At 60.6% G+C, this 26,840-nt stretch carries 26 protein-coding genes; 17 read left to right on the top strand and 9 right to left on the bottom strand.

Features of this window, described 5'->3' with window-relative positions; translation table 11 throughout:
• The first annotated feature begins 23 nt into the window (after nt 1-23).
• The gene (gene thrS, locus ATY80_RS12810) at nt 24-2,009 is read left to right on the top strand and encodes a threonine--tRNA ligase (RefSeq protein ID WP_088692797.1); all 1,986 of its coding nucleotides are present in this window, start codon (nt 24-26) and stop codon (nt 2,007-2,009) included.
• A gap of 85 nt (nt 2,010-2,094) precedes the next feature.
• On the opposite strand, the gene ATY80_RS12805 is transcribed toward thrS, so the two are convergent.
• The gene (locus ATY80_RS12805) at nt 2,095-3,192 is read right to left on the bottom strand and encodes a hypothetical protein (protein ID WP_088692824.1); all 1,098 of its coding nucleotides are present in this window, start codon (nt 3,190-3,192) and stop codon (nt 2,095-2,097) included.
• Between the two features lie 113 nt (nt 3,193-3,305).
• Between ATY80_RS12805 and ATY80_RS12800 the strand changes: the two genes are divergently transcribed.
• The 3 genes from ATY80_RS12800 to ATY80_RS12790 all read left to right on the top strand — a co-directional run bounded on the left by ATY80_RS12800 (nt 3,306) and on the right by ATY80_RS12790 (nt 5,730).
• The gene (locus ATY80_RS12800) at nt 3,306-3,890 is read left to right on the top strand and encodes a nitroreductase (protein WP_088692796.1); all 585 of its coding nucleotides are present in this window, start codon (nt 3,306-3,308) and stop codon (nt 3,888-3,890) included.
• Nucleotides 3,890-4,492: a flavin reductase family protein gene (locus tag ATY80_RS12795; protein ID WP_088692795.1), complete on the top strand. Its 603-nt coding sequence runs from the start codon at nt 3,890-3,892 to the stop codon at nt 4,490-4,492. The genes ATY80_RS12800 and ATY80_RS12795 overlap by 1 nt, the downstream gene beginning before the upstream one ends.
• Before the next feature lie 101 nt (nt 4,493-4,593).
• Nucleotides 4,594-5,730, top strand: a complete 1,137-nt coding sequence (locus tag ATY80_RS12790) for a DUF2336 domain-containing protein (RefSeq protein ID WP_088692794.1) — start codon at nt 4,594-4,596, stop codon at nt 5,728-5,730.
• On the opposite strand, the gene ATY80_RS12785 is transcribed toward ATY80_RS12790, so the two are convergent.
• Nucleotides 5,727-6,137, bottom strand: a complete 411-nt coding sequence (locus ATY80_RS12785) for a hypothetical protein (protein ID WP_088692793.1) — start codon at nt 6,135-6,137, stop codon at nt 5,727-5,729. The two genes, ATY80_RS12790 and ATY80_RS12785, sit on opposite strands and share 4 nt — an antisense overlap.
• A gap of 115 nt (nt 6,138-6,252) precedes the next feature.
• On the opposite strand from ATY80_RS12785, the gene ATY80_RS12780 reads away from it, so the two are divergent.
• Nucleotides 6,253-6,711 (top strand): GNAT family N-acetyltransferase, encoded by a 459-nt coding sequence (locus ATY80_RS12780; protein WP_088692792.1) that lies wholly within the window; start codon nt 6,253-6,255, stop codon nt 6,709-6,711.
• On the opposite strand, the gene ATY80_RS12775 is transcribed toward ATY80_RS12780, so the two are convergent.
• Nucleotides 6,712-7,869, bottom strand: a complete 1,158-nt coding sequence (locus ATY80_RS12775) for an AI-2E family transporter (protein WP_245306838.1) — start codon at nt 7,867-7,869, stop codon at nt 6,712-6,714.
• A 236-nt stretch (nt 7,870-8,105) separates the two neighbouring features.
• Here ATY80_RS12775 and ATY80_RS12770 point away from each other — a divergent pair, with 236 nt between their 5' ends.
• Both ATY80_RS12770 and ATY80_RS12765 read left to right on the top strand, forming a co-directional pair.
• A complete protein-coding gene (locus tag ATY80_RS12770) occupies nt 8,106-8,711 on the top strand; it encodes a GntR family transcriptional regulator (protein WP_245306837.1) in 606 nt (201 codons plus the stop codon).
• Between the two features lie 3 nt (nt 8,712-8,714).
• The gene (locus ATY80_RS12765; RefSeq protein WP_088692789.1) at nt 8,715-9,170 is read left to right on the top strand and encodes an OsmC family protein; all 456 of its coding nucleotides are present in this window, start codon (nt 8,715-8,717) and stop codon (nt 9,168-9,170) included.
• Nucleotides 9,171-9,175: 5 nt separating this feature from the next.
• Here the strand turns inward: ATY80_RS12765 and parE are convergent, their stop codons facing one another.
• Complete coding sequence (parE, locus tag ATY80_RS12760; protein ID WP_088692788.1) at nt 9,176-11,248, bottom strand: DNA topoisomerase IV subunit B; 2,073 nt, start codon at nt 11,246-11,248, stop codon at nt 9,176-9,178.
• Nucleotides 11,249-11,466: 218 nt separating this feature from the next.
• Between parE and ATY80_RS12755 the strand changes: the two genes are divergently transcribed.
• The 4 genes from ATY80_RS12755 (at nt 11,467) to ATY80_RS12740 (ending at nt 15,700) form a co-directional block, all read left to right on the top strand.
• On the top strand, nt 11,467-12,351 hold the full coding sequence (locus ATY80_RS12755) for a phospholipase (protein WP_088692823.1): 885 nt from the start codon (nt 11,467-11,469) through the stop codon (nt 12,349-12,351).
• A 193-nt stretch (nt 12,352-12,544) separates the two neighbouring features.
• On the top strand, nt 12,545-13,315 hold the full coding sequence (gene tpiA, locus ATY80_RS12750) for a triose-phosphate isomerase (protein ID WP_088692787.1): 771 nt from the start codon (nt 12,545-12,547) through the stop codon (nt 13,313-13,315).
• Between the two features lie 107 nt (nt 13,316-13,422).
• Nucleotides 13,423-13,932: a preprotein translocase subunit SecG gene (secG, locus tag ATY80_RS12745; RefSeq protein WP_088692786.1), complete on the top strand. Its 510-nt coding sequence runs from the start codon at nt 13,423-13,425 to the stop codon at nt 13,930-13,932.
• 139 nt (nt 13,933-14,071) lie between these two features.
• The gene (locus ATY80_RS12740; protein ID WP_088692785.1) at nt 14,072-15,700 is read left to right on the top strand and encodes a CTP synthase; all 1,629 of its coding nucleotides are present in this window, start codon (nt 14,072-14,074) and stop codon (nt 15,698-15,700) included.
• A 124-nt stretch (nt 15,701-15,824) separates the two neighbouring features.
• Here the strand turns inward: ATY80_RS12740 and ATY80_RS12735 are convergent, their stop codons facing one another.
• The gene (locus tag ATY80_RS12735) at nt 15,825-16,913 is read right to left on the bottom strand and encodes a citrate synthase/methylcitrate synthase (protein WP_088692784.1); all 1,089 of its coding nucleotides are present in this window, start codon (nt 16,911-16,913) and stop codon (nt 15,825-15,827) included.
• An 85-nt stretch (nt 16,914-16,998) separates the two neighbouring features.
• Between ATY80_RS12735 and ATY80_RS12730 the strand changes: the two genes are divergently transcribed.
• The 6 genes from ATY80_RS12730 to ATY80_RS12705 all read left to right on the top strand — a co-directional run bounded on the left by ATY80_RS12730 (nt 16,999) and on the right by ATY80_RS12705 (nt 23,815).
• Nucleotides 16,999-18,153 carry a citrate/2-methylcitrate synthase gene (locus tag ATY80_RS12730; RefSeq protein WP_088692783.1) on the top strand — a complete coding sequence of 385 codons (1,155 nt, stop codon included), beginning with the start codon at nt 16,999-17,001 and terminating at the stop codon, nt 18,151-18,153.
• 88 nt (nt 18,154-18,241) lie between these two features.
• Nucleotides 18,242-18,775 carry a FecR domain-containing protein gene (locus ATY80_RS12725; RefSeq protein WP_088692782.1) on the top strand — a complete coding sequence of 178 codons (534 nt, stop codon included), beginning with the start codon at nt 18,242-18,244 and terminating at the stop codon, nt 18,773-18,775.
• 5 nt (nt 18,776-18,780) lie between these two features.
• Nucleotides 18,781-20,640, top strand: a complete 1,860-nt coding sequence (locus ATY80_RS12720) for an adenylate/guanylate cyclase domain-containing protein (protein WP_088692781.1) — start codon at nt 18,781-18,783, stop codon at nt 20,638-20,640.
• Nucleotides 20,641-20,737: 97 nt separating this feature from the next.
• A complete protein-coding gene (locus tag ATY80_RS12715; RefSeq protein ID WP_088692780.1) occupies nt 20,738-22,615 on the top strand; it encodes a DEAD/DEAH box helicase in 1,878 nt (625 codons plus the stop codon).
• Between the two features lie 56 nt (nt 22,616-22,671).
• Nucleotides 22,672-23,103: a GNAT family N-acetyltransferase gene (locus ATY80_RS12710; RefSeq protein ID WP_088692779.1), complete on the top strand. Its 432-nt coding sequence runs from the start codon at nt 22,672-22,674 to the stop codon at nt 23,101-23,103.
• A 19-nt stretch (nt 23,104-23,122) separates the two neighbouring features.
• Nucleotides 23,123-23,815 carry a 50S ribosomal protein L11 methyltransferase gene (locus ATY80_RS12705; protein ID WP_088692778.1) on the top strand — a complete coding sequence of 231 codons (693 nt, stop codon included), beginning with the start codon at nt 23,123-23,125 and terminating at the stop codon, nt 23,813-23,815.
• Here ATY80_RS12705 and ATY80_RS12700 read toward each other — a convergent pair.
• From ATY80_RS12700 to trpC, 4 genes are read right to left on the bottom strand one after another with little or no spacing between them, the layout of a single operon-like run.
• Complete coding sequence (locus tag ATY80_RS12700; RefSeq protein ID WP_088692777.1) at nt 23,796-24,245, bottom strand: ACT domain-containing protein; 450 nt, start codon at nt 24,243-24,245, stop codon at nt 23,796-23,798. The genes ATY80_RS12705 and ATY80_RS12700 overlap by 20 nt on opposite strands.
• Before the next feature lie 59 nt (nt 24,246-24,304).
• Nucleotides 24,305-25,528: a gephyrin-like molybdotransferase Glp gene (gene glp / locus ATY80_RS12695; protein WP_088692776.1), complete on the bottom strand. Its 1,224-nt coding sequence runs from the start codon at nt 25,526-25,528 to the stop codon at nt 24,305-24,307.
• Complete coding sequence (moaC, locus tag ATY80_RS12690; RefSeq protein WP_088692775.1) at nt 25,525-26,025, bottom strand: cyclic pyranopterin monophosphate synthase MoaC; 501 nt, start codon at nt 26,023-26,025, stop codon at nt 25,525-25,527. Before moaC ends, glp begins: the two co-directional genes overlap by 4 nt.
• A 1-nt stretch (nt 26,026) precedes the next feature.
• A complete protein-coding gene (gene trpC / locus ATY80_RS12685) occupies nt 26,027-26,839 on the bottom strand; it encodes an indole-3-glycerol phosphate synthase TrpC (RefSeq protein ID WP_088692774.1) in 813 nt (270 codons plus the stop codon).
• Nucleotide 26,840 lies beyond the last annotated feature (1 nt).

Raw genomic sequence — 26,840 nt, 5'->3', positions numbered from 1 at the left:
GGACTGGACAAGGAGAATTCTAGATGTCCCAATCCGTTTCCCTGACATTTCCCGATGGTTCCGTGCGCAGCTACGATGCTGGCGCAACCGGCAAGGATGTCGCAGAATCCATTTCCAAGTCGCTTGCCAAGAAGGCGGTAGCAATCGCCATCGACGGTCAGGTTCGCGACCTTTCCGATCCGGTGACAGCAGGCACTATTGAAATCATTACCCGCACCGATGGCCGCGCGCTCGAGTTGATCCGGCATGACGCAGCCCACGTGATGGCGGAAGCGGTGCAGGAACTCTGGCCCGGAACGCAGGTCACGATCGGCCCGGTTATCGAAAACGGCTTCTACTACGACTTTGCCAAGAACGAGCCCTTCACACCAGACGATCTGCCAAAGATCGAAAAGAAGATGAAGGAAATCATCGCTCGCAACGCGCAGTTCACCAAGGAAGTCTGGTCGCGCGAGAAGGCCAAGGAAGTGTTCGCCGCCAAGGGCGAAAGCTACAAGGTCGAACTCGTCGACGCGATTCCCACAGGCCAGGATCTGAAGATCTACTATCAAGGCGACTGGTTCGACCTCTGCCGTGGGCCGCATATGGCGTCAACCGGCCAGATCGGCACGGCGTTCAAGCTGATGAAGGTGGCCGGCGCCTATTGGCGTGGCGACAGCAACAATCCGATGCTGACCCGCATCTACGGCACGGCATTCGCCGAGCAGACCGACCTCGACAACTACCTGCACGTGCTCGCCGAAGCCGAGAAGCGCGATCATCGCCGCCTCGGCCGCGAGATGGATCTCTTCCATTTCCAGGAAGAAGGTCCCGGCGTCGTCTTCTGGCACGGCAAGGGCTGGCGCATGTTCCAGACGCTGGTTGCTTATATGCGCCGCCGTCTCGCCGAAGACTACCAGGAGGTCAATGCACCGCAGGTGCTCGACAAGTCGCTCTGGGAAACCTCCGGTCACTGGGGCTGGTACCGCGACAACATGTTCAAGGTCACGGTTGCCGGCGACGATACGGATGACGACCGCGTCTTCGCGCTGAAGCCAATGAACTGCCCCGGCCACGTGCAGATATTCAAGCACGGCTTGAAGTCTTATCGTGAATTGCCAATCCGCCTTGCGGAATTCGGTACGGTGCATCGCTACGAGCCGTCGGGCGCGTTGCACGGGTTGATGCGCGTGCGTGGCTTCACGCAGGACGATGCGCACATCTTCTGCACCGACGAGCAGATGGCCGCCGAATGCCTGAAGATCAACGATTTGATCCTCTCGGTCTACAAGGACTTCGGCTTCGACGAGATCACCATCAAGCTTTCGACGCGCCCGGAAAAGCGTGTTGGTTCGGATGACCTCTGGGATCGCGCCGAAAGCGTGATGACCGAAGTGCTGGAAACGATCCAGCAGCAGTCGAACAACATCAAGACCGGTATTCTGCCGGGCGAGGGTGCGTTCTACGGTCCGAAGTTCGAATATACGCTGAAGGACGCGATCGGCCGTGAATGGCAGTGCGGCACGACGCAGGTCGACTTCAATCTGCCGGAACGCTTTGGTGCGTTCTACATCGACAGCAACTCGGAAAAGACACAGCCGGTGATGATCCACCGCGCCATATGCGGCTCGATGGAACGCTTCCTCGGCATCCTGATCGAGAACTTCGCAGGACACCTGCCGCTGTGGGTATCGCCGCAGCAGGTCGTGGTCGCCACGATCACGTCCGAGGCAGATGGCTATGGCGCCGAAGTTGCGGCAGCGCTGCGCGACGCTGGCCTGACGGTCGAGACTGACTTCCGTAACGAGAAGATCAACTACAAGATCCGCGAACATTCCGTAACGAAAGTCCCCGTCATTGTCGTCTGCGGCAAGAAGGAAGCGGAAGAGCGCACGGTCAACATCCGCCGTCTCGGCAGCCAGGAGCAGACCTCGATGTCGCTTGACGAGGCCATCGCAAGCCTCGGGCTCGAGGCCACGCCACCGGACGTTCGTCGCAAGGCGGAAGCCAAGAAAGCCAAGGCAGCCTGAGCTGCCTCCGGCTCCAATACAAAAACCGCCCGGTCCCTAGCAGGACCGGGCGGTTTTTCTTTGTCCGAGATATTCCGAAAGCCGATTACTCCACGTCGTCGCCGGTGCCGGCGCCTCCCTGCAATTGATCGTAGGAGGGCAGCGGCGCTTGCGTCCTCGGCGACGCGTCACCCGCTGGCGGCTGTTGATCGGGCTGAACCTGCACCGTCTTTGCCGCTTCGGTCGGCTCTTCGGGTTGCACATCCTTCATCAGAACTTCGACGTCGGTGTTCTTGCCGGCTTCGACCTTGAAATCGCGCTGATAGATCTTGTCCTTGTTTCGAGCGACGGCGGAATATTCGCCTTCGGCAAGCACCATGGTCGGGAAGGCGCTGACGCTCTCGCCGACACTGTCGCCAGCGGCTGTCAGGATCGACCAGGCGGTATCGGCAATCGCTTCGCCACCGGCGTCGGACACGAGCTTGAAGGTGATCTGCGCGGCTTTATGCTGGATCGTCGCTTCCGTGAGCTTGCCGGCCTCAACCTGTATGTCGGCGCGGATCGATGCATTGGTGTCGCCGTATTCAGAGACGATGTGGTAGGTCCCGGCATTCAGGCGAACCACGGTGTTTGGCGGCACGTCAGCCATGACAAGACCGCGCTCCCCGTCCTCACGCACCTCGGCGGAGTAGATCGAGAAACTGAGCTGATCTGGTCGAATGCGCACGTCTGAGCCCGACACCGCGTTCAGTAGCAATCCACCGGCTTCCAGCACCAGCGTCTGCTTGTCGACCTGACCGTCTTCGGGGACCGTCAGCTTGCGGGTGACGCCGGCACGGCCGAAGGAAACGTTGACGAAATAGTCGCCAGGCGCGAGCTGGAAATCCGCAGAGCCGCCCTGCGAGGATGCGATCAGCGGAAGCTTGCCATCCGAGCCGGCCATCGGGCTAAACACATACCAGGCTAGTCCATCCTGCACCGCTTCACCGTTGGCCGTCAGCTTTGCCTCAAGGGCAACCTCATGCAGCTTCGAGCCCTGCGGCACCGCACCCGGCGCGATGAAGGCATTCAGCTTCGGCATCTTCGCAGTCGTATCCAACTGCTTGAAGGTCTGGAAGGCGTCCTGGGCCTGGCCGCTTAAAGGTAGTAGGGCGGTCAAAACCAAAGTTAGGCTTATGCGTGCATACGGCGAAATGCCAACCATCTGTCGTGCGAACCAATTGACATCTGAAATCACAGAGGCCACTTCAAGACCAACGCGATGGCAAATTCAAGACCCATCCCAAATGCTGTCATGAAAATGGAAGTCTCTCCCGCATGAAATCCGATATCAAGCTGATCGACTATCTCGGTGTCCGCCGTTCTATCCCCGCGTTTCAGATGTGCGAGCCGGGGCCTGACAAGGCCGAGATCGAAGAGATTTTGCGCCTGGCCTCCCGTGTACCGGATCACGGCAAACTCGCGCCCTGGCGCTTCATCGTCTATCGCGGCGAAGAACGTGCCCGGATTGGCGAGGAGCTTCTGAAGCTGGCACTTGAGGCTAAGCCGGACCTTTCCGACGAAATGATCCAAGTGGAGCGCACCCGTTTTACCCGCGCTCCTGTTGTCGTTGCCGTCGTCAGCAAGTCCGGCCCGCACATCAAGATTCCCGAGTGGGAGCAGTTGATGTCTGCGGGCGCGGTCTGCCTCAACATCATCTTTGCTGCCAACGCCCACGGCTGGGTCGCCAACTGGCTGACCGAATGGTTCGCGTACGACGAACGTGCTTACGAACTGTTCGGCGTCAAGCCGGGCGAAAAGATCGCTGGTTTCATTCACATGGGGTCGACGACGTTTCCTGCCATCGAGCGCCCGCGTCCTGAATTGACCGAGACGGTGACCTGGGTCGGTGGAGAGGACTGATGTTCTATACCACCGATGCGAACCGGCATGGTCTGGCGCATGATCCCTTCAAGGCGATTGTCGCCCCGCGTCCAATCGGCTGGATCGGCAGTAAGGGAAGTGACGGTTCGATCAATCTCGCGCCGTACTCTTTCTTCAACGCGATTTCCGACCGCCCGAAGCTCGTGATGTTCTCCTCCGCCGGTCTCAAGCACAGCCAAAGGAATGCGATCGAAACCGGCGAGTTCACCTGCAACTTCGTGAGCCGAAACCTGGTGGAGAAGATGAACGTTTCGTCGGCGACCGTCGACTACGGCGTCGATGAGTTTGCGCTTGCGGGTCTGACGGCGAAAAGGGGTGAGCTTGTAGACGCACCCTACGTCGCCGAAGCCTTTGCCGTGCTCGAATGCAAGGTAACGGAAACCCTCGTGCCGAAGTCACTGACTGGTGAGGACTCCGAGAACATTATGGTCTTCGGCCAGGTTGTTGGCATCCGCATCGACGAAACGATCATTCGTGATGGCCGCCTCGATATGGCGATCGCCCGGCCGGTGGCACGCTTGGGTTACATGGACTACAGCGAAGGCAGTGATGTGTTCGAAATGTTCCGGCCGAAGCTCTGAGGCTTAACGAACATGGTGAACCAATCATAAACTTTTCGGAGGTACCGTAGTTCCATTGATTGGGGTGCGAGAGAATCGCATTCGGGCATGGGGCACCACGGGTGATCGTAGAAGCATTTCTTCGTTGGGCGGAAACCGCCAAGGCCGGAGACAGGGCGCGTGCGGCCAATGTCCTCGGCAGAGCCTACCTGCAGTCCGAGATGGCTGCAGCAGAACGCGCCGCCGCCGAGATGGCTATGACGTTCCTGCTCGATGACCCATCCCCCAAGGTAAGGCTGGCGCTAGCCGAGGCAATCGCCTGGTCGCCGGACGCACCGCGAGCTGTTATTCTCTCGCTGGCAGCGGACCAGCCGGAAATCGCCTGCCATGCCGTCACATGTTCCCCCTTGCTGTTGGATGCGGAGTTGGTGGATCTCGCCGCCAGCGGCAGCGACGTCACGCGAATGCTGATCGCGGCGCGCGGCACGATCTCACGGCCGGTTTCTGCCGCGCTTGCCGAAATCGGTGAGGAAGAGACTGTCCTCTGCCTGCTCGAAAACGACGGGGCGGTCATTGCACCTTACTCGCTGAAGAGAATTGCCGAGCGGCTCGGCCACCACTGCGAAATCCGCAACCTGCTCCTTGATCGTGAGGACCTGCCTGTGGACGCGCGTCAGCTGTTGACGCAGCATGTCAGTGTCGCACTCTGCAATCTGCCTTTGGCACAAGCGATGATCGATCCGAGCCGACTGCATCGGATCAGCCGGGAAGCCAACGAAGCCGCCATCGTGTCGATCGCAGGCGAGATTACGTCGCGCGAGATTTCAGATCTTGTCGAACATTTGCGAGCCAGTGGCCACCTGACGCCGTCCTTCCTGATGCACGCCCTCTGCTCGGGAAAAGTCGAGTTCTTCGCAAGCGCCATCGTCAACCTGACCGGTTGTGAGGAGCGACGCGTTCGCTCCATCCTCGCGACCGGACGCATGCACGCTGTGCGCGCCCTTTACGAGACGGCAGGCCTTTCCCGCGAGATCAGCGCGCTCTTCGTCGAAGCAACGCTACTGTGGCGGGATGCATCGAAAAACCTTTCAGCAACCATGCTCGGCGACGTCTGCGGCAAGCTGCTTGAGAAGTTCCGCAGGCATGCAACGCATGGAGCCCAGCGGGAACTCCTCGAGATGATTGAAAGGCTACACATTGCGGAGCAGCGACAGCACGCGCGCGCTTACGCCCATGTGGCGTCGCTCGCGGCAGCCTAGTAGTGCAGCCGCTTCGCGACCCAGGAATAGCTGCCTGAGACGAAGTGTACGGGTGAATCCAGCACCGTTTTCATGTCACTGCCGGACGGCAGATGCGCACGCACCTGACCCGCCACCCGATCGGCGAAGGCCGACAGCCGACCCTGCGTTTCGGCTGGAATGGACGGCGCTGGAGTGTTTTCGGCGACAGCCTTCGGCGCTTCCGGCGTCGCAACCGGCTTCGGCGGCTCGCAGACGGCAATGACCGTCGGATAGCTGACATTCGCATAGTGCTTCAGCTGCTTTTCCGAGGCTGCGTCGCAGAGCGCAACGGTTTGCCACTGTTTCTGGACCGTGGCGATGTAGTTGCATTGTGTGACCGCGTCGTTACACCCCAAGATGGTCATTGCCACCAAAATCGTTTGCATAGTATCGCCTTTTGAGTATTGAAATGTCGCCTCTTAGAAGCTGAAATTCCAACGGAATGAAGGCGAGCCAGCATTAACTTTTCGTCATGCAGGCGCACCAAGACAGGAGCATCCCGTGTCCATTACGATTGCTTTGGAACCGCCGCGCCAAGAAGGGGTGCTCCGCCTTCTCGATATGTCCGACGCCTATGCGCAGTCACTGTATCCACCGGAGAGCAACCACCTCGTCGACGTCTCGACGCTGGAAAAGCCGGCAGTCAGCTTCTTCGTCGCCCGCCACAATGGCACGGTCGTCGGCTGCTGTGCTCTGGTGGAAGCCGGCGATGGAACCGCGGAGATCAAGCGCATGTTCGTCGACCCGGATGCGCGTGGCTTGAAAGCGGCGAGCAAGCTGATGGACACACTCGAAGCGACCGCCACTGAAAGGAAGCTCCGGGCGGTTCGGCTTGAAACCGGAATCTACCAGCCGGAAGCGATCGCTCTCTACCGCAAGTACGGCTATCTCGAAATCGAAGCGTTCGGCAGCTACCAGCCGGATCCGCTCAGCCTGTTCATGGAAAAGCAGCTGACCTGATCATTCGGCCGCGCGAGATGCTGGTGGCGCCTGTTCGTCGATCATGACGTGCGGGCCGGTTTCAGCATTGCGGACCTCATGCATCCATTCGCGCCAGATCGCGACGATGAGGGCCATCAGCACTGGCCCGATGAAGAGACCGAGAAAGCCCATAGTCTTCACGCCGCCGACAAGGCCGAAGAAAGTCGGCAGGAATGGCAGCTTGATCGGACCGCCAACGAGTTTCGGACGAAGAGTTTTGTCGACAATGAACAGCTCGACCGTTCCCCAAACAAAAAGGCCGATACCGGCGACGTGGGAGCCACTGGCGAGCAGATAGACGGACACCAAGGAAAAAGACAGCGGCGCACCGCCAGGTATCAGGGCCATAATGCCGGTCAGGACGCCGAGCGTGACCGGCGAGGGGACACCGGCGATCCAATAGGCGACGCCGAGCACGATGCCTTCACCGATCGCGATCAGTGTCATGCCCATGACGGTCGAACTGATGGTTGCCGGGACCACTCGCGAAATCCGCTCCCAACGGTTTGGGAGAATGCGCTCGCCAAGCATATCGATCTGCTGCGAGAAGGCGGAGCCATCGCGGTAGACGAAGAACAGTGCAATCAACATGAACAGCAGCGTCAGCAGCAGATGGAAGGCGCCGCCGCCTGCGGCCAGGACCGCCCGATAGATGTTACCGATATTGGCGCCGCTGACAGCCTGGATCACCTCACCCATGGAGCCGGGGCTGCCGATATATTTGGTCCACAATTCATCGAGATAGGGGCCGGCAAACGGGAGCGAAATGATCCATTGCGGCGTCGGCGCACCCGACCTGTTTGCATGGACGGCCCATGCCACCCATTCTCGCACCTCGCCTGTCGTGTAGGTGACAGCGAAAACGATCGGTAGGACCAGGAACGTGACGATCAGCACAATGGCGATGGTAGCAGCGATCGTCGTGTTTTCGTCGACGCGCGCCAGGAGCCGGCGATAAAGCGGCCAACTTGCAAAGCCGATCACAAGGGCAGCAAGCACGGGGACGGCAAAGCCGTAGAAGAAATAGACACCGGCCGCAACAACAAGGATCAGCAGCCAGCGCGCCGCAGAGATTGAGGGAATGAGCGGCGTGCGGGCAGGGGCCGAAGGGCCGAGCCATCGCGACTCTCGCTGGATATTGTTGTTCGGAAGGCTCACTCGTTCTTTTCCCCCTATTTTGACTATGGATATGGGCTATGCATCCGTCGGACGCAAGCACAATGACGGATTTATGCCATCGACTGGCGCACCCAGATCCCCGGCGATCTATACTACGCTCGTTAGCCCTATTCTCCGCAATCAATATGACAGAAATCCTGCAACGCGTTGTCAAAACTCACTCAGGCAGCTATTTTGGATCCATGGATACAAACATGATTGCAACGGCACTCCGGCGCGAAATTGAAGGCGGCAGCCTGCCGCCAGGAACAGTCTTGAAACAAGAGCTTCTCGCAGAACGATTTGGTGTAAGCCGTCAGCCGGTGCGCCAGGCGCTTGATCGGCTGCTCGCGTCGGGCCTGCTCGACCGGCGGCCGGACCGGAGCCTGGCGGTTGTCGGTTTGACGGACGAGCAAGCCCGTGAACTCGCCGAGATCCGCGCAGCCTTGGAAACCATGGCGCTCCGCGCAGCGCTACCAATGTTCGGCGATCGCGACATGCGCAAGGCTCGCCGCCTCAATGAAGACCTGATCGAAGAGGAAGATCCGGCCACATTGGAAGAGCTGGATGTCGCGTTTCATCGAACGCTCTATGGCCCATGCGGCAATGCCCGTCTTCTTTCGATGATCGACGAGCTGCGACGCGAATCGCGTCGCGCCTATCTGAAGCAGCCGAAGGGCTCAGATGAACGTGTCATCCTCCACGCGGAGCATTGCGCCATCATTGAAGCCTGCGCACGCCGCGACGAGTCTACGGCGCTGCAGGCACTGTCCGACCATTTACAGCTGACAACAGCGCGCCTGACGCGCGAAGGAGAATGACAGATGACGACGTTTTCCGCAGAGGTCGCGTGGGAGCGGGGCGCGGCAAGCTTTACCGACGGGCGCTATAGCCGCGGACATACCTGGAGCTTCGACGGTGGCGCGATCGTCGCCGCCTCCGCGTCACCGCACAACGTACCATTGCCCTATGCACTTGCCGAAAATGTGGATCCGGAGGAGGCTTACATTGCAGCGCTGTCGAGCTGCCACATGCTCTTCTATCTCTGGCTTGCCTCAAGGATGGGCATCATGATTGACAGCTATGTCGACGCCGCAACTGGCCTCATGGAGACTGTGCAGGGCCGGACCATGGTCAGCCGCGTCGAGCTTCGGCCACATGTTACCTACGCCGGTGACATTCCAGGCCGCGAAATCGAACACAAACTGCACCACGAGGCACATGAGCTGTGCTTCCTCGCCAACTCGGTGAAGACGGAAATTACGGTGCGCCTCGACTAGCTATTTCAGATGTCGAGGTTTTCAGCAAAGGCAGCACGATCCTGAATAAAGCGGAAGCGAGCTTCCGGCTTCGTTCCCATCAGGTCGTCGACGGCCGTACGCGTACCTTCGAAATCCACCTCGTCAATCACCACACGCAACAGCGTGCGATTGCTTGGGTCCATGGTGGTTTCCTTGAGCTGCGCCGGCAGCATTTCGCCGAGACCTTTGAAGCGGCTGATTTCAACTTTCGCTTTGCCCTTGAACTCGGTCTCCATCAGCTCGGCCCGATGCGCGTCGTCGCGGGCATAAGCCGACTTCGCACCCTGGGTGATCTTGTAGAGCGGTGGCACAGCAAGGAAAAGGTGGCCGCCACGGACCAGCTCCGGCATCTCCTGATAGAAAAAAGTGATCAGCAGCGAAGCAATGTGAGCACCGTCGACGTCGGCATCGGTCATGACGATGATGCGTTCGTAGCGAAGGTCTTCTTCTCGATACTTCGAACGCGTTCCGCAACCGAGCGCCTGCACGAGATCGGCGAGCTGCTGGTTGGCGCCAAGCTTTTCGCGACCGGCACTGGCGACGTTGAGGATCTTGCCGCGTAGGGGGAGGATGGCCTGGTTGGCACGGTTTCGCGCCTGCTTGGCCGAGCCACCTGCCGAGTCACCTTCGACGATGAAGAGCTCCGCGCCCTGGGCGGTGTTCTGCGCGCAATCGGCGAGCTTGCCCGGCAGGCGCAGCTTGCGCACGGCCGTCTTGCGGTTGACTTCCTTTTCCTTGCGACGGCGCAAGCGTTCTTCCGCGCGCTCTATGACCCAGTCGAGCAGCTTGGCTGCTTCGTTCGGATTGTCGGCAAGGTAGTGGTCGAACGGGTCGCGAAGTGCGTTTTCAACGATGCGCTGCGCTTCGACGGTCGCAAGCTTGTCCTTCGTCTGGCCGACAAATTCGGGCTCGCGTATGAAGACCGACAGCATCCCAACCGCGGAGATCATCACGTCATCGGTGGTGATCTGAGCCGCGCGTTTGTTCTGCGTCAGTTCGGCGTAGTTCTTCAGGCCCTTGGTCAACGCAATGCGCAGACCCGCCTCGTGCGTTCCGCCTTCGGGCGTTGGGATGGTATTGCAGTAGGAGTGGACCTGCGGATCGCCACCGTACCAGGTGATTGCCCACTCCAGGGAGCCGTGGCCGCTGGTCTTCTCCGTCTTGCCTGCGAATATCTCGCGGGTGACGGTGAATTCCTTGCCCATCGTCGCCTGGAGGTAATCCTTCAGGCCGCCGGGGAAGTGGAAGACCGCTTTATCCGGTATCTCCGAACCCTGCGGAAGCACACCTTCTTCGCAACTCCAGCGGATTTCCACGCCGCCAAAAAGGTAGGCCTTGGAGCGCGCCATACGGAACACGCGCCCCGCATCAAACTTCGCATGCTCGCCAAAAATCTGAGCGTCCGGGTGAAAACGGACGCGCGTGCCGCGCCGATTGTGGACATCACCCAGCTCTTCCAAGCCGCCTTGCGGCAGGCCGCGCGAGAAGCGCTGGCGATAAAGCTTGCGATTGCGCGCGACTTCGACCTCCATGAAATCGGAGAGGGCATTGACGACGGAAACACCGACGCCGTGCAGACCGCCTGATGTCTCGTACGCCTTGCCGTCGAATTTTCCGCCGGCATGCAGCTTCGTCATGATGACTTCAAGGGTGGACTTCCCGGGAACCTGCGGATGGTTCTCGACCGGGATACCGCGGCCATTGTCGCTGACTGTCAGGTAGCCTTCGCGGTCAAGATAGACCTCGATGAAGTTGGCATGGCCGGCGACCGCCTCGTCCATCGAGTTGTCGATGACTTCGGCGAAGAGATGGTGCAGCGCTTTCTCGTCGGTGCCACCGATGTACATGCCGGGGCGCATCCGAACGGGCTCGAGACCTTCGAGAACGCGGATCGAGGACGCGCCGTAGTCTTCAGATGTCGAGCTCACGGGCGCCGGACGCGAGGCGGGAGCCGCCGTCTCGACGGGCGCGGCCCTTTGCGGCTCGGCAGGCTTTGGAGCCTCCTCCTGTTTCGGTGTCAGGGGCAATCCGGAAAAGAGGTCGTTGCTATCGTCCATGGGGCCGTTCAGATCTTCATCCTGTCAGGGCAGGCGGCCTACGCCGAGCCTGACCCAAAATCACCGCATTTGATGTCACGTTTGCGAATCAGGCAGATTCTGCCAGAAAGCGCCTTCTTACGCGACGCCGCCCAATCCGGCGGACACTTTCTCAGGAAATGGTTTGCGTTGGTGGGCGTGGAATGGCAAGCGGCCAGAAGGCTCAGGGAACCATAGGCATGCGAATGTCCACAAGTCATTGCACCATTATCGCTGCAATTGCGGCCTTTTTCCTGATGACCACGGCGACCGGTCAAGCCGCTGAGCGACTGCCGCCGTACAAGGACGATCTCTTTTCCACACAAAATGTGCTGGAGACCAGCGATGGTGGCTCGCTTGACGTCATCGAATACGACGAAATGCGCGACATCAACGGTCGTGATCAGATACCAGAGAAGCGCGCCCAACAAAAATATGTTTCCCTCGGGATCAGAAAGCAGCAGTCGGACGAGACCTTACAGCTCGGCGATCAAAAGCTCGATGTCACTAGGGTGGGACCAAGCTCCGCAGCGGCGTTTACGGTCATCTTCATTCACGGACGTAATGGCGACCGGCGCCTCGGCGCGAATGACTACAGCTTCGGTGGAAACTTCAATCGCCTGAAAAATCTGGTCGCCGGCAACGGCGGAGTCTACTACTCGCCGTCGGTCAAGAGCTTCGACAGCGCTGGCGTCGCAGCAATTGCCGGCCTGATCCGCTACGCTTCCGAACAGTCGAGCGGCAAGCCAGTCATCCTGGCATGTGCGTCGATGGGCAGCCAAGTCTGCTGGGGCGTGAGCCGCGACGTGGACAGCGTCAAGCGCCTGAAGGGGATGGTGATCCTGAGTGGCGTTACCGATCCAGACTTTGCCAAGAGCCCGTCCTTCAAGGCCAAGCTGCCGCTCTGGTTCGCGCACGGCAGCCGCGATCCGGTCTACGCGGCAACCGACCAGCAGGCGCTCTTCGAAAAGCTGCTGAAGACCGATTATCCTACGCATTTCACGCTCTACCAAACAGGGAACCACGGAACTCCGATCCGGATGATCGATTGGCGCCGTACGTTGAACTGGATCTTGGGCTCCTGACAATCGTCCCGAAGGGGCAGCGCGCATGCCATTCATGACGCTCCGGCCTGTGATCTTCAGCAACATCGATCGCAAATTTTAAGCATTTGCGCGACAAAAGGCCGTTATTTCCTTTAGGTAAGGGCACGAAACCTTTTCATTGACTCCCGCTTTTGCTATGGCCGCTCGATACGTGGAAGATTGGAAGGCTGGCATGACACCTGACGTGCGCCCGCTCGTTGCGGGAAACTGGAAAATGAACGGCACGCGTGCCTCCCTCGACCAGATCAAGGCGATCGCTGAGGGTGTTCAGAGACCGCTTTCCGCAAAGGTGGAAGCGCTGATCTGCCCTCCGGCAACGCTGCTCTACGTGGCCACGGCGCTCTGCACCGATAGCCCGCTGGCAATCGGTGCGCAGGATTGCCACCAGAATGCGTCGGGTGCCCACACCGGTGACATCTCGGCTGAAATGATTGCCGATTGCTTCGGCACTTATGTCATCGTCGGCCATTCTGAACGTCGCACCGACCATGCCGAGACCGACCATCTCGTTCGCGCCAAAGCAGAGGCTGCCTTCGCCGCGGAACTGACGGCGATCGTCTGCATCGGTGAAACAGCTGACGAGCGCAAGGCCGGCCAGACTCTCGACATCCTCAAGCGTCAGCTTTCGGCCTCGGTGCCGGAGAGCGCTACGCCCGAGAATACCGTCATCGCCTACGAGCCCGTCTGGGCGATCGGAACCGGCGTCACGCCGACGGTGGAAGACGTCGAGAAGGCGCACGCCTTCATGCGTTCCGAGCTCGTTGCCCGCTTTGGCGATATCGGCAAGAAGATCCGCATTCTCTATGGTGGCTCGGTCAAGCCCAACAATGCGAGGGAGTTGATGGGCGTGGCGAATGTCGATGGCGCATTGATCGGCGGCGCCAGCTTGAAAGCAACAGATTTCCTCGCCATCTACGGCGCATACGAAGCGCTGCTTGCTTAGAGCCGTGTATATTCCGAGCCGAAGGGCTTGGAATAGCGGATTACCTCATGTAAAGAGCGCCAGAATTTTACTTTATGCCCGCCGTGCGTGTGGGCAGGACTGGACCCATGCAGACCGTTTTGATTGTCATCCACCTCATGATCGTGCTGGCGCTTGTCGGCGTCGTGCTCATTCAGCGCTCTGAAGGCGGCGGCCTGGGCATCGGCGGCGGTTCGGGCTTTATGTCTGCCCGCGGCACGGCCAATGCGCTGACGCGCACGACCGCGATCCTGGCGACTCTGTTCTTCATCACGTCGCTCGGTCTCGGTGTCCTCAACCGCTATGAGAGCCGTCCGACGGATATTCTGAACCGTATTCCGGCGACGAGCGGCCAGGGTAAGGGTATCCTCGATTCGCTCGGCGGCCAGAATGGCAACGCCGCTCCGGCGGCCCCGCAGAGCAATAACGGCGTTCCGACCGGCGGTGAGGCCGCTCCGGCTCCGGCGGCGACCACGCCCGCGGCTCCGGCTGCATCGGCACCTGCCGAGACTGCCCCGTCCACTCAAACTGCTCCGGCTGCTCCGCAGGCAACCACGCCTGCCGCTCCGGCACCCGCGACCGTCCCAAGCGGACAATAAGCGGCATACAGCATAACCGCCGGCAGGCCCTCGGGTCTGCCGGTTTTCTTTTGTTCAGATTTCGCGCTGGCGCCAAAAATTCAGGAAATGAATTTTTGGGCTGGTGGAATCGTTTTTGAAAAGGTATCCGGTGACTCCCATGGCGCGATACGTATTCATCACTGGCGGCGTGGTTTCCTCTCTCGGTAAAGGAATTGCGGCCGCGGCTCTCGGAGCGTTGCTGCAGGCCCGCGGTTATAGGGTGCGGCTTCGCAAACTCGACCCCTATCTGAACGTGGACCCGGGCACCATGAGCCCGACCCAGCACGGCGAAGTCTTCGTCACCGACGACGGTGCCGAAACCGACCTCGATCTCGGGCATTACGAACGCTTCACCGGGCGCTCGGCGACCAAGACCGACAACATCACCACCGGGCGCATCTACAAGAACATCATCGACAAGGAACGCCGCGGCGATTACCTCGGCGCGACGGTGCAGGTCATTCCGCACGTTACGAACGAGATCAAGGACTTCGTCACCGAAGGCAATGACGACTACGACTTCGTCATCTGCGAGATCGGCGGCACGGTCGGCGACATCGAGGCCATGCCGTTCATGGAAGCGATCCGCCAGCTCGGCAACGATCTGCCGCGTGGCACTGCCATCTACGTCCACCTGACGCTGATGCCCTATATCCCGGCCGCTGGCGAGTTGAAGACCAAGCCGACGCAGCATTCCGTCAAGGAACTGCAAGCGCTTGGCATTCATCCCGACATCCTGTTGGTGCGCGCAGACCGCGAGATTCCGGAAGCGGAGCGCCGGAAGCTCTCGCTCTTCTGCAATGTCCGCCCGTCCGCCGTCATCCAGGCGCTCGACGTCGCCAACATCTACGATGTTCCGATCGCTTACCACAAGGAAGGCCTCGACAACGAAGTGCTCGCAGCCTTCGGCATCGAGCCGGCGCCCAAGCCGCGCCTCGACCAGTGGGAAGAGGTCTGCAACCGTATCCGCACGCCGGAGGGCGAAGTCACGATCGCGATCGTAGGCAAGTATACCGGCCTCAAGGATGCCTATAAGTCGCTGATCGAAGCGTTGCATCACGGCGGCATTGCCAATCGCGTCAAGGTGAAGCTTGAATGGATCGAATCCGAGATCTTCGAAAAGGAAGATCCGGCGCCTTACCTCGAAAAGGTCCACGGGATCCTGGTTCCCGGTGGCTTCGGCGAGCGTGGCTCGGAAGGCAAGATTCATGCGGCTCGCTTTGCGCGCGAACGCAAGGTGCCGTATTTCGGTATCTGCTTCGGCATGCAGATGGCCGTCATCGAGGCAGCCCGTAACCTCGCCGGCGTGGAAAGCGCCTCGTCGACCGAGTTTGGTCCGACGAAAGAACCGGTCGTCGGTTTGATGACCGAGTGGGTGAAGGGCAATGAGCTGCAGAAGCGCACGGCATCGGGCGATCTCGGCGGCACGATGCGCCTTGGCGCCTACAAGGCTGCGCTGAAAAAGGACACCAAGATCTCCGAGATCTACGGCGCAACCGACATTTCGGAGCGCCATCGCCACCGCTACGAAGTCAACATCGATTACAAGGATCGTTTGGAAGACTGCGGTCTCGTCTTCTCCGGAATGTCGCCGGACGGCGTCTTGCCCGAGACGATCGAATATCCGGATCATCCGTGGTTCATTGGTGTCCAGTACCATCCGGAACTGAAGAGCCGGCCACTCGACCCGCATCCGCTCTTCGCGAGCTTCATCGAAGCGGCGACCGAGCAGAGCCGCCTGGTCTGATTACCAAGAGACCGCCTCGTCAATCGACGCGGCGGTCTTTTCAATTGGTGTGCCGTCGCAATCTTGCAGCGGATGAGCCAAAGCCGCAGCACGACCGTTTCCCGGGCTGTTTTTGTATCAACGATTACGCCGCTTCCGGCAGCGGCCCAACATAAACCGAACGTGGCCGGATAAGTCGGCCCTCCAGCGCCTGCTCGCGCGCATGCGCGATCCACCCTATCGTCCGGCCGATCGCGAACACGCCGGTGAAGGACTCACGCGGGAAGCCCAGCGCTTCGAGCAGCAAGGCCGTGTAGAATTCGACATTGACGTCCAGCGGACGATCCGGCTTACGCTCCTTAAGGATGGCGAGCGCCGCGTGCTCTACGGCTTCTGCCAATTCGATCCGCTGTCTGTCGACCTGTGCGGCTAGGACCAGCGGCCGAAGAGCCTGCTTCAGGGCATCGGCGCGCGGATCACGCACCCGGTAGATGCGGTGGCCAAAGCCCATCAAGCGTTCGCCGCGGTCCAATGCGTCGCCAAGCCAATCGCGCGCATTGTCGCTGGTCCCGACCGCATCGAACATGTCCAGCACGGGACCCGGAGCGCCGCCGTGCAACGGTCCCTTGAGCGCACTTATCGCCGCCAGCACTGACGAGGTGAGGCCGGCACGCGTCGAGGCGATAACACGCGATGCGAAGGTCGAGGCGTTTAGGCCGTGGTCCGAGATCGTCACAAGATAGGCGTCGAGCGCAGCCGTCTGCTCCCAACTCGGCAACTGGCCAGTCAACATGCGCAGGATGTCGGCCGCCTGCGACAGGGAACCATCAGGCGCTACCGGCTCTTTGCCGCTCTGCATGCGGAGGATCGCTGGTAGGAAAACCGCCGGGGCGGCCAGTAATCTGAGTACTGCTTCAAAGTCCTCACCATCCGGCAGGTGAGCGATCAGAGCGCGCATCGCGTCCACAGGCGGCAATGCCAGCAACTCCGTGTCAAGAACCGTCACATGGGCGAACAAGCCTGACCGCATTTCGCCCAGCCACTTGCCGAGTTCTGCTGCACCGAAACGCCGTTCCGTCAGGCCGTCGAGCAACAGCGCAGCCACACTTTCATAGGTTGATGTCGACACGAGATGATCGAGCGACACGCCACGGATAATCAGGCGACCTGCTTCGCCGTCCACATCAGAGAGCCGCGTTTCAGTTGCAATGACATCTTCCAAACCGTTATTCATCATGTTTCTCCTTTACGTGCAACAGGATCGAGCCTAGATTAATTGACGTCAATCTTGATGAAATTGATCAATGTAAGAGGGCAGGATGTCCTGGCTAACCGCCGAGCAGGCGCTTGAGAAACTCGGCACAAAACCGCAAACGCTCTACGCCAATGTGAGCCGCGGCCGGATCCGGGCCAAGGCGGATACCAGCGACCCGCGGCGCAGTCTTTACAACGCGGCCGACGTCATGCGGCTCGCCGAACGCCACGCTGGTCGGCGCAAGACCGAGACGGTCGCGGCAGATACCATCCAGTGGGGTGACCCAATTCTGCCATCAGCCATTTCGACCATTCTGGATGGCCGGCTGTATTATCGCGGCCACAATGCGACGACTTGGGCGGAACATGCGACGCTTGAAGATACCGCCGCGCTTCTGTGGAATTCAGAACCGATTGCAGCAGCACCCAGCATGGAGCCGGAAGAATCCCCTTCGTTGGAGCGGGCATTTCTTCTGCTCGCACGGCGCGTCACCCGCGATCTGCCGACCCCTGGGCGGTCGGCTAAGGTGTTGAAGACGGAAGCGGAAAGCATTCTGTCGACCGTGGCAAGTGCGCTCACACCGGATAGGACGGCTTCGCCCTTGCATTTACGCCTCGCCATGGGTTGGCGAAGGCCCGAAGCGGCCGATTGCGTCAGGCGCGCACTGGTGCTCCTTGCCGATCATGAACTCAACGCATCGACCTTCGCCACACGCGTGGCCGCCTCTTCAGGCGCAACACTGTCCGCTGCGGTCCTGTCAGGCCTTTCGACCTTGACCGGACCGCTCCACGGAGGCGCCTGGCGGAGCGTCGTCTCTTTAGTCGCAGAGGTCAATGCGCGTGGGGCCAGCCAAGCAATACGGCAGGCGCTGACGCAGGGAAGGGCGCTCCCTGCCTTCGGCCATCCTCTGTATCCGGACGGAGACATTAGAGCGAAGGCGCTAATGTCCAATTTTTCCTTGCCGCCAACCTATGCCGAACTGGCAGAAGCGGGGCAAGAAATCATAGGAGAAGGTGTCAACATCGATTTCGCGCTAACGGCCATGGGCGCAGCTTTTGATCTTCCCGACGATGCCCCTCTTGTCATCTTCGCGCTTGCACGAACCGTGGGATGGCTGGCTCACGCCATGGAGCAAGTCGAGAGCGGCCATCTCATTCGTCCAAGAGCACGCTATACTGGACCTGCAGTCGAAGTACCCGAGAAGCTTCTCATAGCATAGGAAAGTCATTGACGTTTGGGCATGCGTGCTGCAGCAATCAAGGCATGATGGCCGTTACACGCAATGTCGTTCGATCGGGGGGACGGATATGCTTGTAAACTTGAGACTGCTTTTCGCCGCAGCCGCCTGGGGTAGCGCGACCTTTCTCTTCACCTCTGATGCGGCCTTGGCACAAACGAGCGGATGCGCCATGGAGCGCGTGACGGGAACGTCACGGCAAATCATGCGCTGCGCGGATGGCGTCACGATCACAGCAGAGGGTGGGGCGCGCTTCAATCTCGTCGATCGCAACCGCGATGGGCGGCCAGACGCCATGTCATTGCGGAACAAGGCCGTCCTCGTTGACGTCGACCGCGCACGGCGGTCGGACGGGTTCGAGGTGATTACGCCACAAGCGATCGCGGCCGTGCGCGGCACGCGCTGGGCTGTCGACGTCAAGAACGGTACGACATCCGTCTTTGTCGTACGCGGACGTGTGGCGGTCGGTCGTCCATCGGCAGGAGAGCGCGTCGTATTGAATGTAGGTGAGGGCGTAGACGTCGCGCGGGGTAGCGGACCGCTTACCGTCCGCCGCTGGCCCCCCGCCCGCGCCGCGGCTCTGCTTGCCCGCCTTGGCCAATAGCGCCGATGCAGGCCAAAAGGCTCCTGATCACGATCTCGCTATTGCTCTCCGCACTTTGGGGCGGGCTTCTTGGCTATATGCATCTTTCGGGCGGCATAAGCTTCCTCGACAGCCTCGAAGCCTCTCTCACCGATCTGCGTAGCACGGTCATTGGCGCCAAGGAGCCCCCGCCGATTACCAGCATCATTGCAATCGACGACCAGACCGCCGCCGACAACGGCTATCCGCTCAATCGGGCGACGCTCGCCCGCGTGGTGGACGCCGTCAATGCCTTGAAACCAAAGCTAGTAGCGCTTGATCTCTTGCTGGTCGATCCCGGACCGGAAGAGGGCGATGCCGCACTTGTCGTGGCGCTCAAGCAGACCCCCAGCGTGATCGCCGCCGCCGGCGTCTTCCAAAAGGAGACACAGGCGGTCGGTATCGACACCAACGATCCGCTGGCGTCGATACCGACCGCCAGCAAGATGCTATTGCCCCTTAGCCGGTTTTCCGACGTTGCGGCCATCGGCGTCGTCAACGTCGCCACCGATGAATCAGGTACACCACGCTTCATCCCCCTGATTTCCCGCGGCGGCGAGCGGGTCGATGCCTCGTTTCCATTGCGGGTCGCCTCATTGGCGCTGGGTATCAATCCGGCGTTCTCGCCCGGCGGCCTTGCGCTCGGTGACCGGCATTTGCCGACCGACAATGGGCAGCGGCTACCGGTTACCTTCTATGGTCCACGCGGCACAATTCCGACATTCAGTGCCGCAGACGCGCTCGCCGGCAAGCTCCCGGCCAATGCAATCGAGGACAGAATCGTCGTCATCGGCTCGACTGTGACCGGCGGCGGCGATGTCTTCCCGACACCTTTCGATCCGGTGCTCCCGGGCGTTGAGGTAATGGCAACGGCAGCGACACATCTGATTGCTGGCGACAGCATCATCAGGGACCATAATGTGCGTCTGCTCGATTCGCTAATGGCCGTGGCTCTGCCGCTCCTGCTGATCAGCCTGCTTGCATGGCGGCGCAGCTCTATCGGCTATGCCATCATAGCCTCCGTGGCTTTCGCCTGGGCCGGCCTGAACATTGCCGCCTTCGCGCACGGCTATTGGTTCAGTGCGGCATTGCCGATCGCAGCAGCGCTGCCGCCGGTGCTGCTTTTCGGTGCAGCAGAGATCTGGATCGATCGTCGCCAGGCCGCACACTTTGCGGCGCAAAGCGATCTCCTGCAGCGCATCGAGGCCCCGGGCCTGGGTGAGTGGCTCGCGCGCGATCCTAACTTTCTCGCAAAACCGGTCCGGCAAGACGCCGCGGTCGTCTTCATCGACCTCTCCGGCTTCACAGGCTTGAGCGAGGCAATTGGCGCGACCAATGTCCGCGAAGTTCTCAGCGATTTCTTCGAGCTCGTTGACGAGGAGGCGCGCTCGCATGGTGGCGCAATCACCAGCTTCATGGGCGATGGCGCGATGATTCTCTTCGGGTTGCCGCAACCGGCCGATGACGATGCCGCGCGTGCCGCCGCGTGTGCCATTCGCCTGTGCGAGCGAATGCGGCCCTGGCTTGCGGCACATCCCGCCCTGAGCGGCCGAAAAACCGGTTTCAAGGTTGGGGCTAATTGTGGTCCGGTCGTTGCCTCGCGACTTGGAACCGGCAGCCGCCAGCAAATTACGGCAACCGGCGACACCGTGAATGTCGCCAGCCGCCTGATGGAGGTCGCTGCCGAGCGCGGTGTCGAACTAGCGTTGAGCACCGCACTGATGGAGGCGGCGGGGGCGGATAGCGCGCCCGTTCGAGCCGGCCGCCTTGAAGGCCCCGCAAAGGCACGCATTCGGGGCAGAAGCGAAGGCATCGATGTATGGTTATGGCAGGGACATCCGCTTTGACATTTGCCGCCTGACCGAGTAGGAACGGCCAACTTCTCCACCGGCAACTGCTGGCCAGGGCGCAACATGCGCGCGAGACTTCCGAAAGATAGACAACATGACAGATTTTAACGGCGTCGTTCCGGCGATCGCCAAGGCGTTGGTGAAGCGCGGTTACACCGAGCTGACGCCGGTTCAAAAGTCCATGCTCGACCCGGCTCTCGCCGCGTCGGACGCCCTCGTTTCTGCCCAGACCGGGTCAGGCAAGACCGTCGCCTTCGGCCTTGCGCTAGCGCCGACGCTGCTCGAGGACGCGGAACGCTTTGGCCCCGCGGCCGAACCGCTTGCCCTTGTGATCGCACCGACGCGAGAGCTTGCGCTTCAGGTCAAACGCGAACTGGAATGGCTTTACGAAGCGACCGGCGCGCTGATCGTCAGCTGCGTCGGCGGCATGGACATCCGTAGCGAGCGCCGCGCGCTGGAACGTGGTTGCCACATCGTTGTCGGCACACCCGGTCGCCTCTGCGATCATATCCGTCGCGGCGCACTCGATATATCCGCGCTCAAGGCTGTCGTGCTTGATGAAGCAGACGAAATGCTCGACCTCGGGTTCCGAGAGGATCTCGAATTCATTCTGGATTCCTCCCCGGATGATCGTCGCACGCTGATGTTCTCGGCAACGGTGCCGGCAGCCATCGCCAAGCTCGCGAAGAGCTATCAGAAAAATGCCGTGCGGATCGCAACGGCAACCGAGGAAAAGCAGCACGGGGACATCGAATATCGCGCTCTTGTCGTGTCGCCGAGCGACCGCGAAAACGCGATCATAAACGTCCTGCGGTACTATGAAGCGACCAACGCTATCGTGTTCTGTTCGACGCGCGCGGCGGTCAACCATCTGACTGCGCGTTTTCACAATCGCAACTTCAACGTCGTCGCCTTGTCGGGCGAACTGACGCAGAACGAGCGCAGCCATGCGCTACAGGCGATGCGGGATGGACGTGCGCGCGTCTGCATCGCAACGGATGTTGCCGCTCGCGGGATCGACCTTCCGGGCCTTGACCTTGTCATACATGCCGACCTTCCGACCAATCCGGAAACCCTGCTTCATCGCAGCGGCCGCACCGGTCGCGCCGGCCGCAAGGGCGTCAGTGCACTGATCGTACCGCTGAATGTGCGCCGCAAGGCAGAGCGCCTTCTCGACAACGCCGGCATCTCGGCCGCCTGGGCTCGTCCGCCGTCAGCGGAAGAGGTCACAGCACGTGACGAGGCGCGGCTGCTTGCCGATCCCATCTTCGAGGATGCTCCGAGCGAGGAGGTGCGGGACCTGGTCCAGCGGCTCCTCGATACACATGGCGCCGAAAAGCTCGCCGCCGCCTTCGTTAATCTCTACCGGTCCAACCAGTCTGCACCGGAGGATCTGATCGAGGTCTCGGTCCAGGATAGCCGCGGCGGCAAGCGCCGCGAGCACACCGACGGTCCACGCGAACCATATCAGAAAGGTCCCCGCGATGACTTCGGCGCGAGCGTGTGGTTTTCGATATCGGTCGGTCGCAAGCAGAATGCAGAGCCACGCTGGTTGATCCCGATGCTTTGCCGGAACGGCAATCTGACGAAGCGGGAGATCGGTGCGATCAAGATGCAGCCCGACGAAACCTACGTCGAGATTTCAGCGGACAGCGCCGACACCTTCCTGCAGTCGATCGGTCCAAACAAGACGATGGAGCGTGGCATCCGCGTCACGCCTCTCAACGGCACGCCCGATTTCAGCAAGCCTGCGGCGGCTTCCAAAGCCTATGCCGGCAAAAAGGCCTTTGGCGAGCGTCGTGAATTCAGCGATGAGCGCCCAAAAGGCAAGTTCCGCAAAGAAGCCCGCAACGAGGGCGGGAGCGACGAGCGGCGCGACTCAAAGCCCTGGGCCAAGAAGCCGGGCAAAGCGAAGTTCGAGGGCAAGGGCAGTAGTGGCCCAAAGCCCAAGTTCTCGAAAAAGAAGGGATAATCATCCCGCCAGCGGCGCAGCTTTTGCGCCTCCGCTAGAAATAGGGGGAGAAGACAATGACAGATACGATCGTCTTGACGGTTCCTGTTTTCAGTACCCTTTGCAATGAGGCGTTCAGGCTCCGACGTGCGGTCTTCATCGCCGAACAAAATGTCCCTGACGATCAAGAGTTTGATGCGCTCGACCTGACGGCGCATCATGTCGTCGCTGTAGCAGGCGGCGAGGTCTGCGGGACGCTCCGCACCATCCATACGAACGAGCATGTGAAGATCGGCCGCGTCGCCGTCGGTAAGCCATGGCGCGGACACGGCGTCGCGAGCGCAATGTTGACCTATGCGATGAACGAGCATCGATCCGCCCGCGAGAACCGATTTTACCTGACGGCACAAAGCGATAAAATAGCGCTCTACGAACGCTTCGGATTCGTTGCTTTCGGCGACGAGTTCGCCGATGGCGGCATGCCGCATCTGGCGATGAAGAATTATTGATTGGCCGAGCGGGAAGAGGATGAGCCGACAGCACCGTCGTGAGGCTAAGCCAAGTCGCAGCGCTCTCCCCCTATCAGACGTTCGCGCCTTTATCGTCGAAAACCTTCACCTGAAACCAGCACCTGACCTGTCGGAGATAATACTCTATACGGCTCATCCCGGAAGCAGGCTCTCACGTCTCAGACCCAACGATGCGAACGGTTCGCCGCCGTACTGGGCCTACAACTGGGCCGGCGGAACGCTGCTTGCGCGGCATATTATGAGGTATCCGGATACCATTCGCGATCGCCGCGTCCTCGATCTCGGTTCTGGGTCCGGTATCGTTGGGATCGTGGCTCGAAAGTGCGGAGCATCCCACGTACTTGCCGCGGAGATCGACACGAACGCGATCGCAGCAATCGGTCTCAACGCGGAAGCGAACGGCGTCGCAATCGAAGTGACGAGCGCCGATGTGCTCGCCGGCGCTCCACCGGATGTCGATGTCATCCTTGCAGGCGACGTCTTCTACGATGCCCGGCTGGCAGCGAGGGTCTTGCCGTTCCTTGTGGCCAGTCGCAAGGCAGGCATTGACGTGCTCATCGGAGATCCACGCAGGCAGTCGCTGCCACTCGCGGCCCTAAGGCTGGTGGCTGAATACGCTGCCCCCGATTTCGGCGACGGTTCGACTGGGCAGGGGGCGATCGGCGGGGTGTTCACTCTAGCGGAGTCCTGATCAACGAGGACACTCGATTCGACGACGCTTCTTGCAGCTTCAGCAAGACCTCAAGCGCCAAATCCGCCATCGCGGCAGGAACGAAAACATGATCGTGGTGGTAGGCTGCTACCATGTTGCATGGGATTGAGTGGGTTGCCAACGCGGAGGCAACGGTGGCCGTCAGGCCGACACCTTCCAGCGACGAAAAAACTTCGAGAACGATACGCCGCATCGGCGTATCGCAATTGAAGCCGAGTTCCGCGGCCCGCCGCTTCGAGAGGATCACGGAGATTCCTTCGCGCTCGCGAAACCAGGCGAGTGCATCGGGCAGCGCAAGCCGAGCGACATCCTCGTCAGATGTCACACAGAATACGAACTCGCCCTCCATGAGTGTCGGCCTCATGCCGGAGAGCATGGCCTGTGTGTCCTTGACAGCCTCCGTCGTCATCTCAATCCTGCTTCTGTTCCCAGGAAAATACTCAGTAGCGCAAATGAGGCTCGACGGCGTCAGTCGAGAAGGTCGGGCCTTAGCAACATCACTGGGCAGGGACTCCCCGCGCTGAGTTCCGGTGCATGAGGCGGCCGAACGATCAAGCAGTCGGCCTCGGCAAATATCTTCATCATGGACGAGTCCTGCTTGGCGAACGGCTTTGCCGCCAGCACGCCCGCTGACGATCGCGACAGTGTGGCTCGGACATAGTCCTGCCGCTGGTCGTTGGCACGGAGCGTTGCAGCCGCCTCGACAGTCGCGTCGCGTTTGACCGGCGGCAGTGAGGCCAGCTTGCGAATCAACGGCTCAAGGAACAGCAGCCCGCAGACCAGGCTTGATACCGGGTTTCCGGGTAGGCCAAGGACATGCACTTCGCCGAGGCTGCCCACCATCAACGGTTTGCCGGGTCGCATCGCAATCCGCCAGAAATCGAGCTTCATACCCGACGCGAGGAGCGTAGCCTGTACCAGATCGTGGTCGCCGACCGAGGCTCCGCCGAGTGTCACAATAACATCGACCTCGGCCCGCCTTGCGCGCTCGATCGCCGCCGAAATCGCCGCCTTGTCGTCGGGCACGATCCCGAGATCAAGAACCTCGGCTCCAGCCTTGCGCGCCAAGGCAGCGATGCCGAAGGTGCTAGACGCAATGATCTGCGCTGGAGCCGGTGAGCTTCCGGGTGGCAGCAATTCGTCGCCTGTCGCAAGCAACGCGACCACCGGCTTGCGCCAGACCTCAAGGGAGGCATGGTTCATTCCGGCCGCCACTGTTAGGCGGGAGAAATCCAGCGCAGTGCCTGCCTTGAGCACCGCTTCGCCTTCAAGAAAGTCCTGACCGCGAGGCCGGACGTGCTGACCAAGACGAACAGGGAATGTCGTCCTGATACCGCCTTCGATTTTCTCTGCATCCTCCTGCAGCAAGACGCTATCAGCGCCCGGCGGAACCGGGGCGCCGGTGAAGATCCGAACAGTCTCACCCTTGCCGATAACACCCTCGAACCCATGACCGGCGGACGACATGCCTATCAGCCTCAGCTCGGCGCCGGGCTCCGGCGCGTCGTCACGGCGCAGGGCGTACCCATCCATCGCGGATGCGTCGAAAGGGGGTTGGGTCAGCCTCGCTTTAACATCAGCTCCCAGTACACGGCCTTCGGCCTCCGTCAAGGAAACAGTTTCAATCGTCTGGACCGGCTTTGCGCGTGACAGCAGGCGATCCTGTGCCTCAGCAACGGGCAGCATGCTCATTTGCCGTACTCCGGATGACGAAAGTCTCCAGACTTACCGCCTGATTTTTCGAGCAACCTGATGCCGCCGATTTCCATGGCCTTGTCGGCAGCCTTGGCCATGTCGTATATCGTCAAGCAGGTAACAGAAACGGCTGTCAAGGCTTCCATTTCCACGCCGGTCTTGCCCGTCAGCTTCACCGTTGCAGTGACGCGCAAACCAGGAAGATCGGCATCCTCCGTGATGTCGACCGAAACTTTCGTCAGCATCAAGGGATGGCAGAGCGGGATGAGATTACTCGTTTGCTTGGCCGCCATGATGCCGGCCAGGCGTGCCGTGCCGATCACGTCCCCCTTCTTCGCATTGCCCGCCCGAATGAGATCAAGGGTCGCAGCCGCCATTCGCACGTGGCCTTCGGCGGTCGCAACCCTCGTGGTCTCGACCTTGTCGCCGACATCGACCATGCGCGCCTCGCCGGAGGCGTCAATGTGTGTGAGACCGGATTGGCCGCCGCTCATATCACTCGGCCGCCTGAGCGGCTTCGGCGAAGAGTAGTGCGCGCGTGGCCGCTGCAACGTCTTCCTTGCGCATCAGGCTCTCGCCGACCAGGAAGGTGTTGATTCCGACTGCCTGCAGGCGCTTGCAATCTGCGTTCGTGAAAATGCCGCTTTCGCCCACCAGCAGACGATCCCCGGGAACCATCGGCGCGAGCTTCTCGCTGACCTCAAGGCCGACTTCGAATGTTCGCAGATTGCGATTGTTGATCCCAACGAGCAGGGAGGAGAGTTTCAGCGCACGCTCCATCTCCTCGGCATCGTGGACTTCCACCAGCACATCCATACCGAGCCCAAAGGCTTCGTCTTCAAGGCGCTTTGCGTCGTCGTCCGAGAGCGAGGCCATGATCAGCAGAATGCAATCGGCGCCCCAGGCGCGCGCTTCCTGCACCTGATAGGTCTCGAACATGAAATCCTTGCGCAGCGCCGGCAGCGAACACGCTGCACGCGCCGCCATAAGAAACTCCGGCGCGCCCTGGAAGCTTGGCGTGTCCGTCAATACCGAAAGGCATGCCGCGCCTCCAAGTTCATAGGCCTTGGCTAGCGACGGTGGATCGAACTCGGGTCTGATCAGTCCTTTGGAGGGACTGGCCTTCTTGATCTCAGCGATGAGACCGTACTGGCCGGCCTCGCGTTTCGCAACGAGCGAGCGGTAAAAGCCGCGCGGCGCCGATTGATCCGCCTGCATCGCCTTCAGATCAGCCAGCGATACTTTCGCCTTTGCGGCGGCGATCTCTTCCCGCTTGTAGAGTTCGATCTTCTTCAGGATGTCGGTCATG

The sequence above is a fragment of the Rhizobium sp. R711 genome (genome assembly GCF_002211365.1).
In the GTDB taxonomy this organism is placed as follows: domain Bacteria; phylum Pseudomonadota; class Alphaproteobacteria; order Rhizobiales; family Rhizobiaceae; genus Rhizobium.
The sequence above is the reverse complement of the archived record's forward strand: the minus strand, read 5'-3'. Positions and strand labels throughout refer to the sequence as shown.

Bases quoted from the DNA above. Each gene is read 5' to 3' on its own strand.
- ATY80_RS12770 (WP_245306837.1), top strand. From the start codon at position 8,106: ATGATTGCAACGGCACTCCGGCGCGAAATTGAAGGCGGCAGCCTGCCG.
- thrS (WP_088692797.1), top strand. From the start codon at position 24: ATGTCCCAATCCGTTTCCCTGACATTTCCCGATGGTTCCGTGCGCAGC.
- ATY80_RS12720 (WP_088692781.1), top strand. From the start codon at position 18,781: ATGCAGGCCAAAAGGCTCCTGATCACGATCTCGCTATTGCTCTCCGCA.
- ATY80_RS12725 (WP_088692782.1), top strand. From the start codon at position 18,242: ATGCTTGTAAACTTGAGACTGCTTTTCGCCGCAGCCGCCTGGGGTAGC.
- ATY80_RS12710 (WP_088692779.1), top strand. From the start codon at position 22,672: ATGACAGATACGATCGTCTTGACGGTTCCTGTTTTCAGTACCCTTTGC.
- ATY80_RS12700 (WP_088692777.1), bottom strand. From the start codon at position 24,245: ATGACGACGGAGGCTGTCAAGGACACACAGGCCATGCTCTCCGGCATG.
- ATY80_RS12705 (WP_088692778.1), top strand. From the start codon at position 23,123: ATGAGCCGACAGCACCGTCGTGAGGCTAAGCCAAGTCGCAGCGCTCTC.
- parE (WP_088692788.1), bottom strand. From the start codon at position 11,248: ATGGACGATAGCAACGACCTCTTTTCCGGATTGCCCCTGACACCGAAA.
- secG (WP_088692786.1), top strand. From the start codon at position 13,423: ATGCAGACCGTTTTGATTGTCATCCACCTCATGATCGTGCTGGCGCTT.
- ATY80_RS12735 (WP_088692784.1), bottom strand. From the start codon at position 16,913: ATGAATAACGGTTTGGAAGATGTCATTGCAACTGAAACGCGGCTCTCT.
- ATY80_RS12755 (WP_088692823.1), top strand. From the start codon at position 11,467: ATGCGAATGTCCACAAGTCATTGCACCATTATCGCTGCAATTGCGGCC.
- glp (WP_088692776.1), bottom strand. From the start codon at position 25,528: ATGAGCATGCTGCCCGTTGCTGAGGCACAGGATCGCCTGCTGTCACGC.
- ATY80_RS12800 (WP_088692796.1), top strand. From the start codon at position 3,306: ATGAAATCCGATATCAAGCTGATCGACTATCTCGGTGTCCGCCGTTCT.
- moaC (WP_088692775.1), bottom strand. From the start codon at position 26,025: ATGAGCGGCGGCCAATCCGGTCTCACACACATTGACGCCTCCGGCGAG.
- ATY80_RS12740 (WP_088692785.1), top strand. From the start codon at position 14,072: ATGGCGCGATACGTATTCATCACTGGCGGCGTGGTTTCCTCTCTCGGT.
- ATY80_RS12765 (WP_088692789.1), top strand. From the start codon at position 8,715: ATGACGACGTTTTCCGCAGAGGTCGCGTGGGAGCGGGGCGCGGCAAGC.
- trpC (WP_088692774.1), bottom strand. From the start codon at position 26,839: ATGACCGACATCCTGAAGAAGATCGAACTCTACAAGCGGGAAGAGATC.
- ATY80_RS12785 (WP_088692793.1), bottom strand. From the start codon at position 6,137: ATGCAAACGATTTTGGTGGCAATGACCATCTTGGGGTGTAACGACGCG.
- tpiA (WP_088692787.1), top strand. From the start codon at position 12,545: ATGACACCTGACGTGCGCCCGCTCGTTGCGGGAAACTGGAAAATGAAC.
- ATY80_RS12730 (WP_088692783.1), top strand. From the start codon at position 16,999: ATGTCCTGGCTAACCGCCGAGCAGGCGCTTGAGAAACTCGGCACAAAA.
- ATY80_RS12715 (WP_088692780.1), top strand. From the start codon at position 20,738: ATGACAGATTTTAACGGCGTCGTTCCGGCGATCGCCAAGGCGTTGGTG.
- ATY80_RS12795 (WP_088692795.1), top strand. From the start codon at position 3,890: ATGTTCTATACCACCGATGCGAACCGGCATGGTCTGGCGCATGATCCC.
- ATY80_RS12805 (WP_088692824.1), bottom strand. From the start codon at position 3,192: ATGGTTGGCATTTCGCCGTATGCACGCATAAGCCTAACTTTGGTTTTG.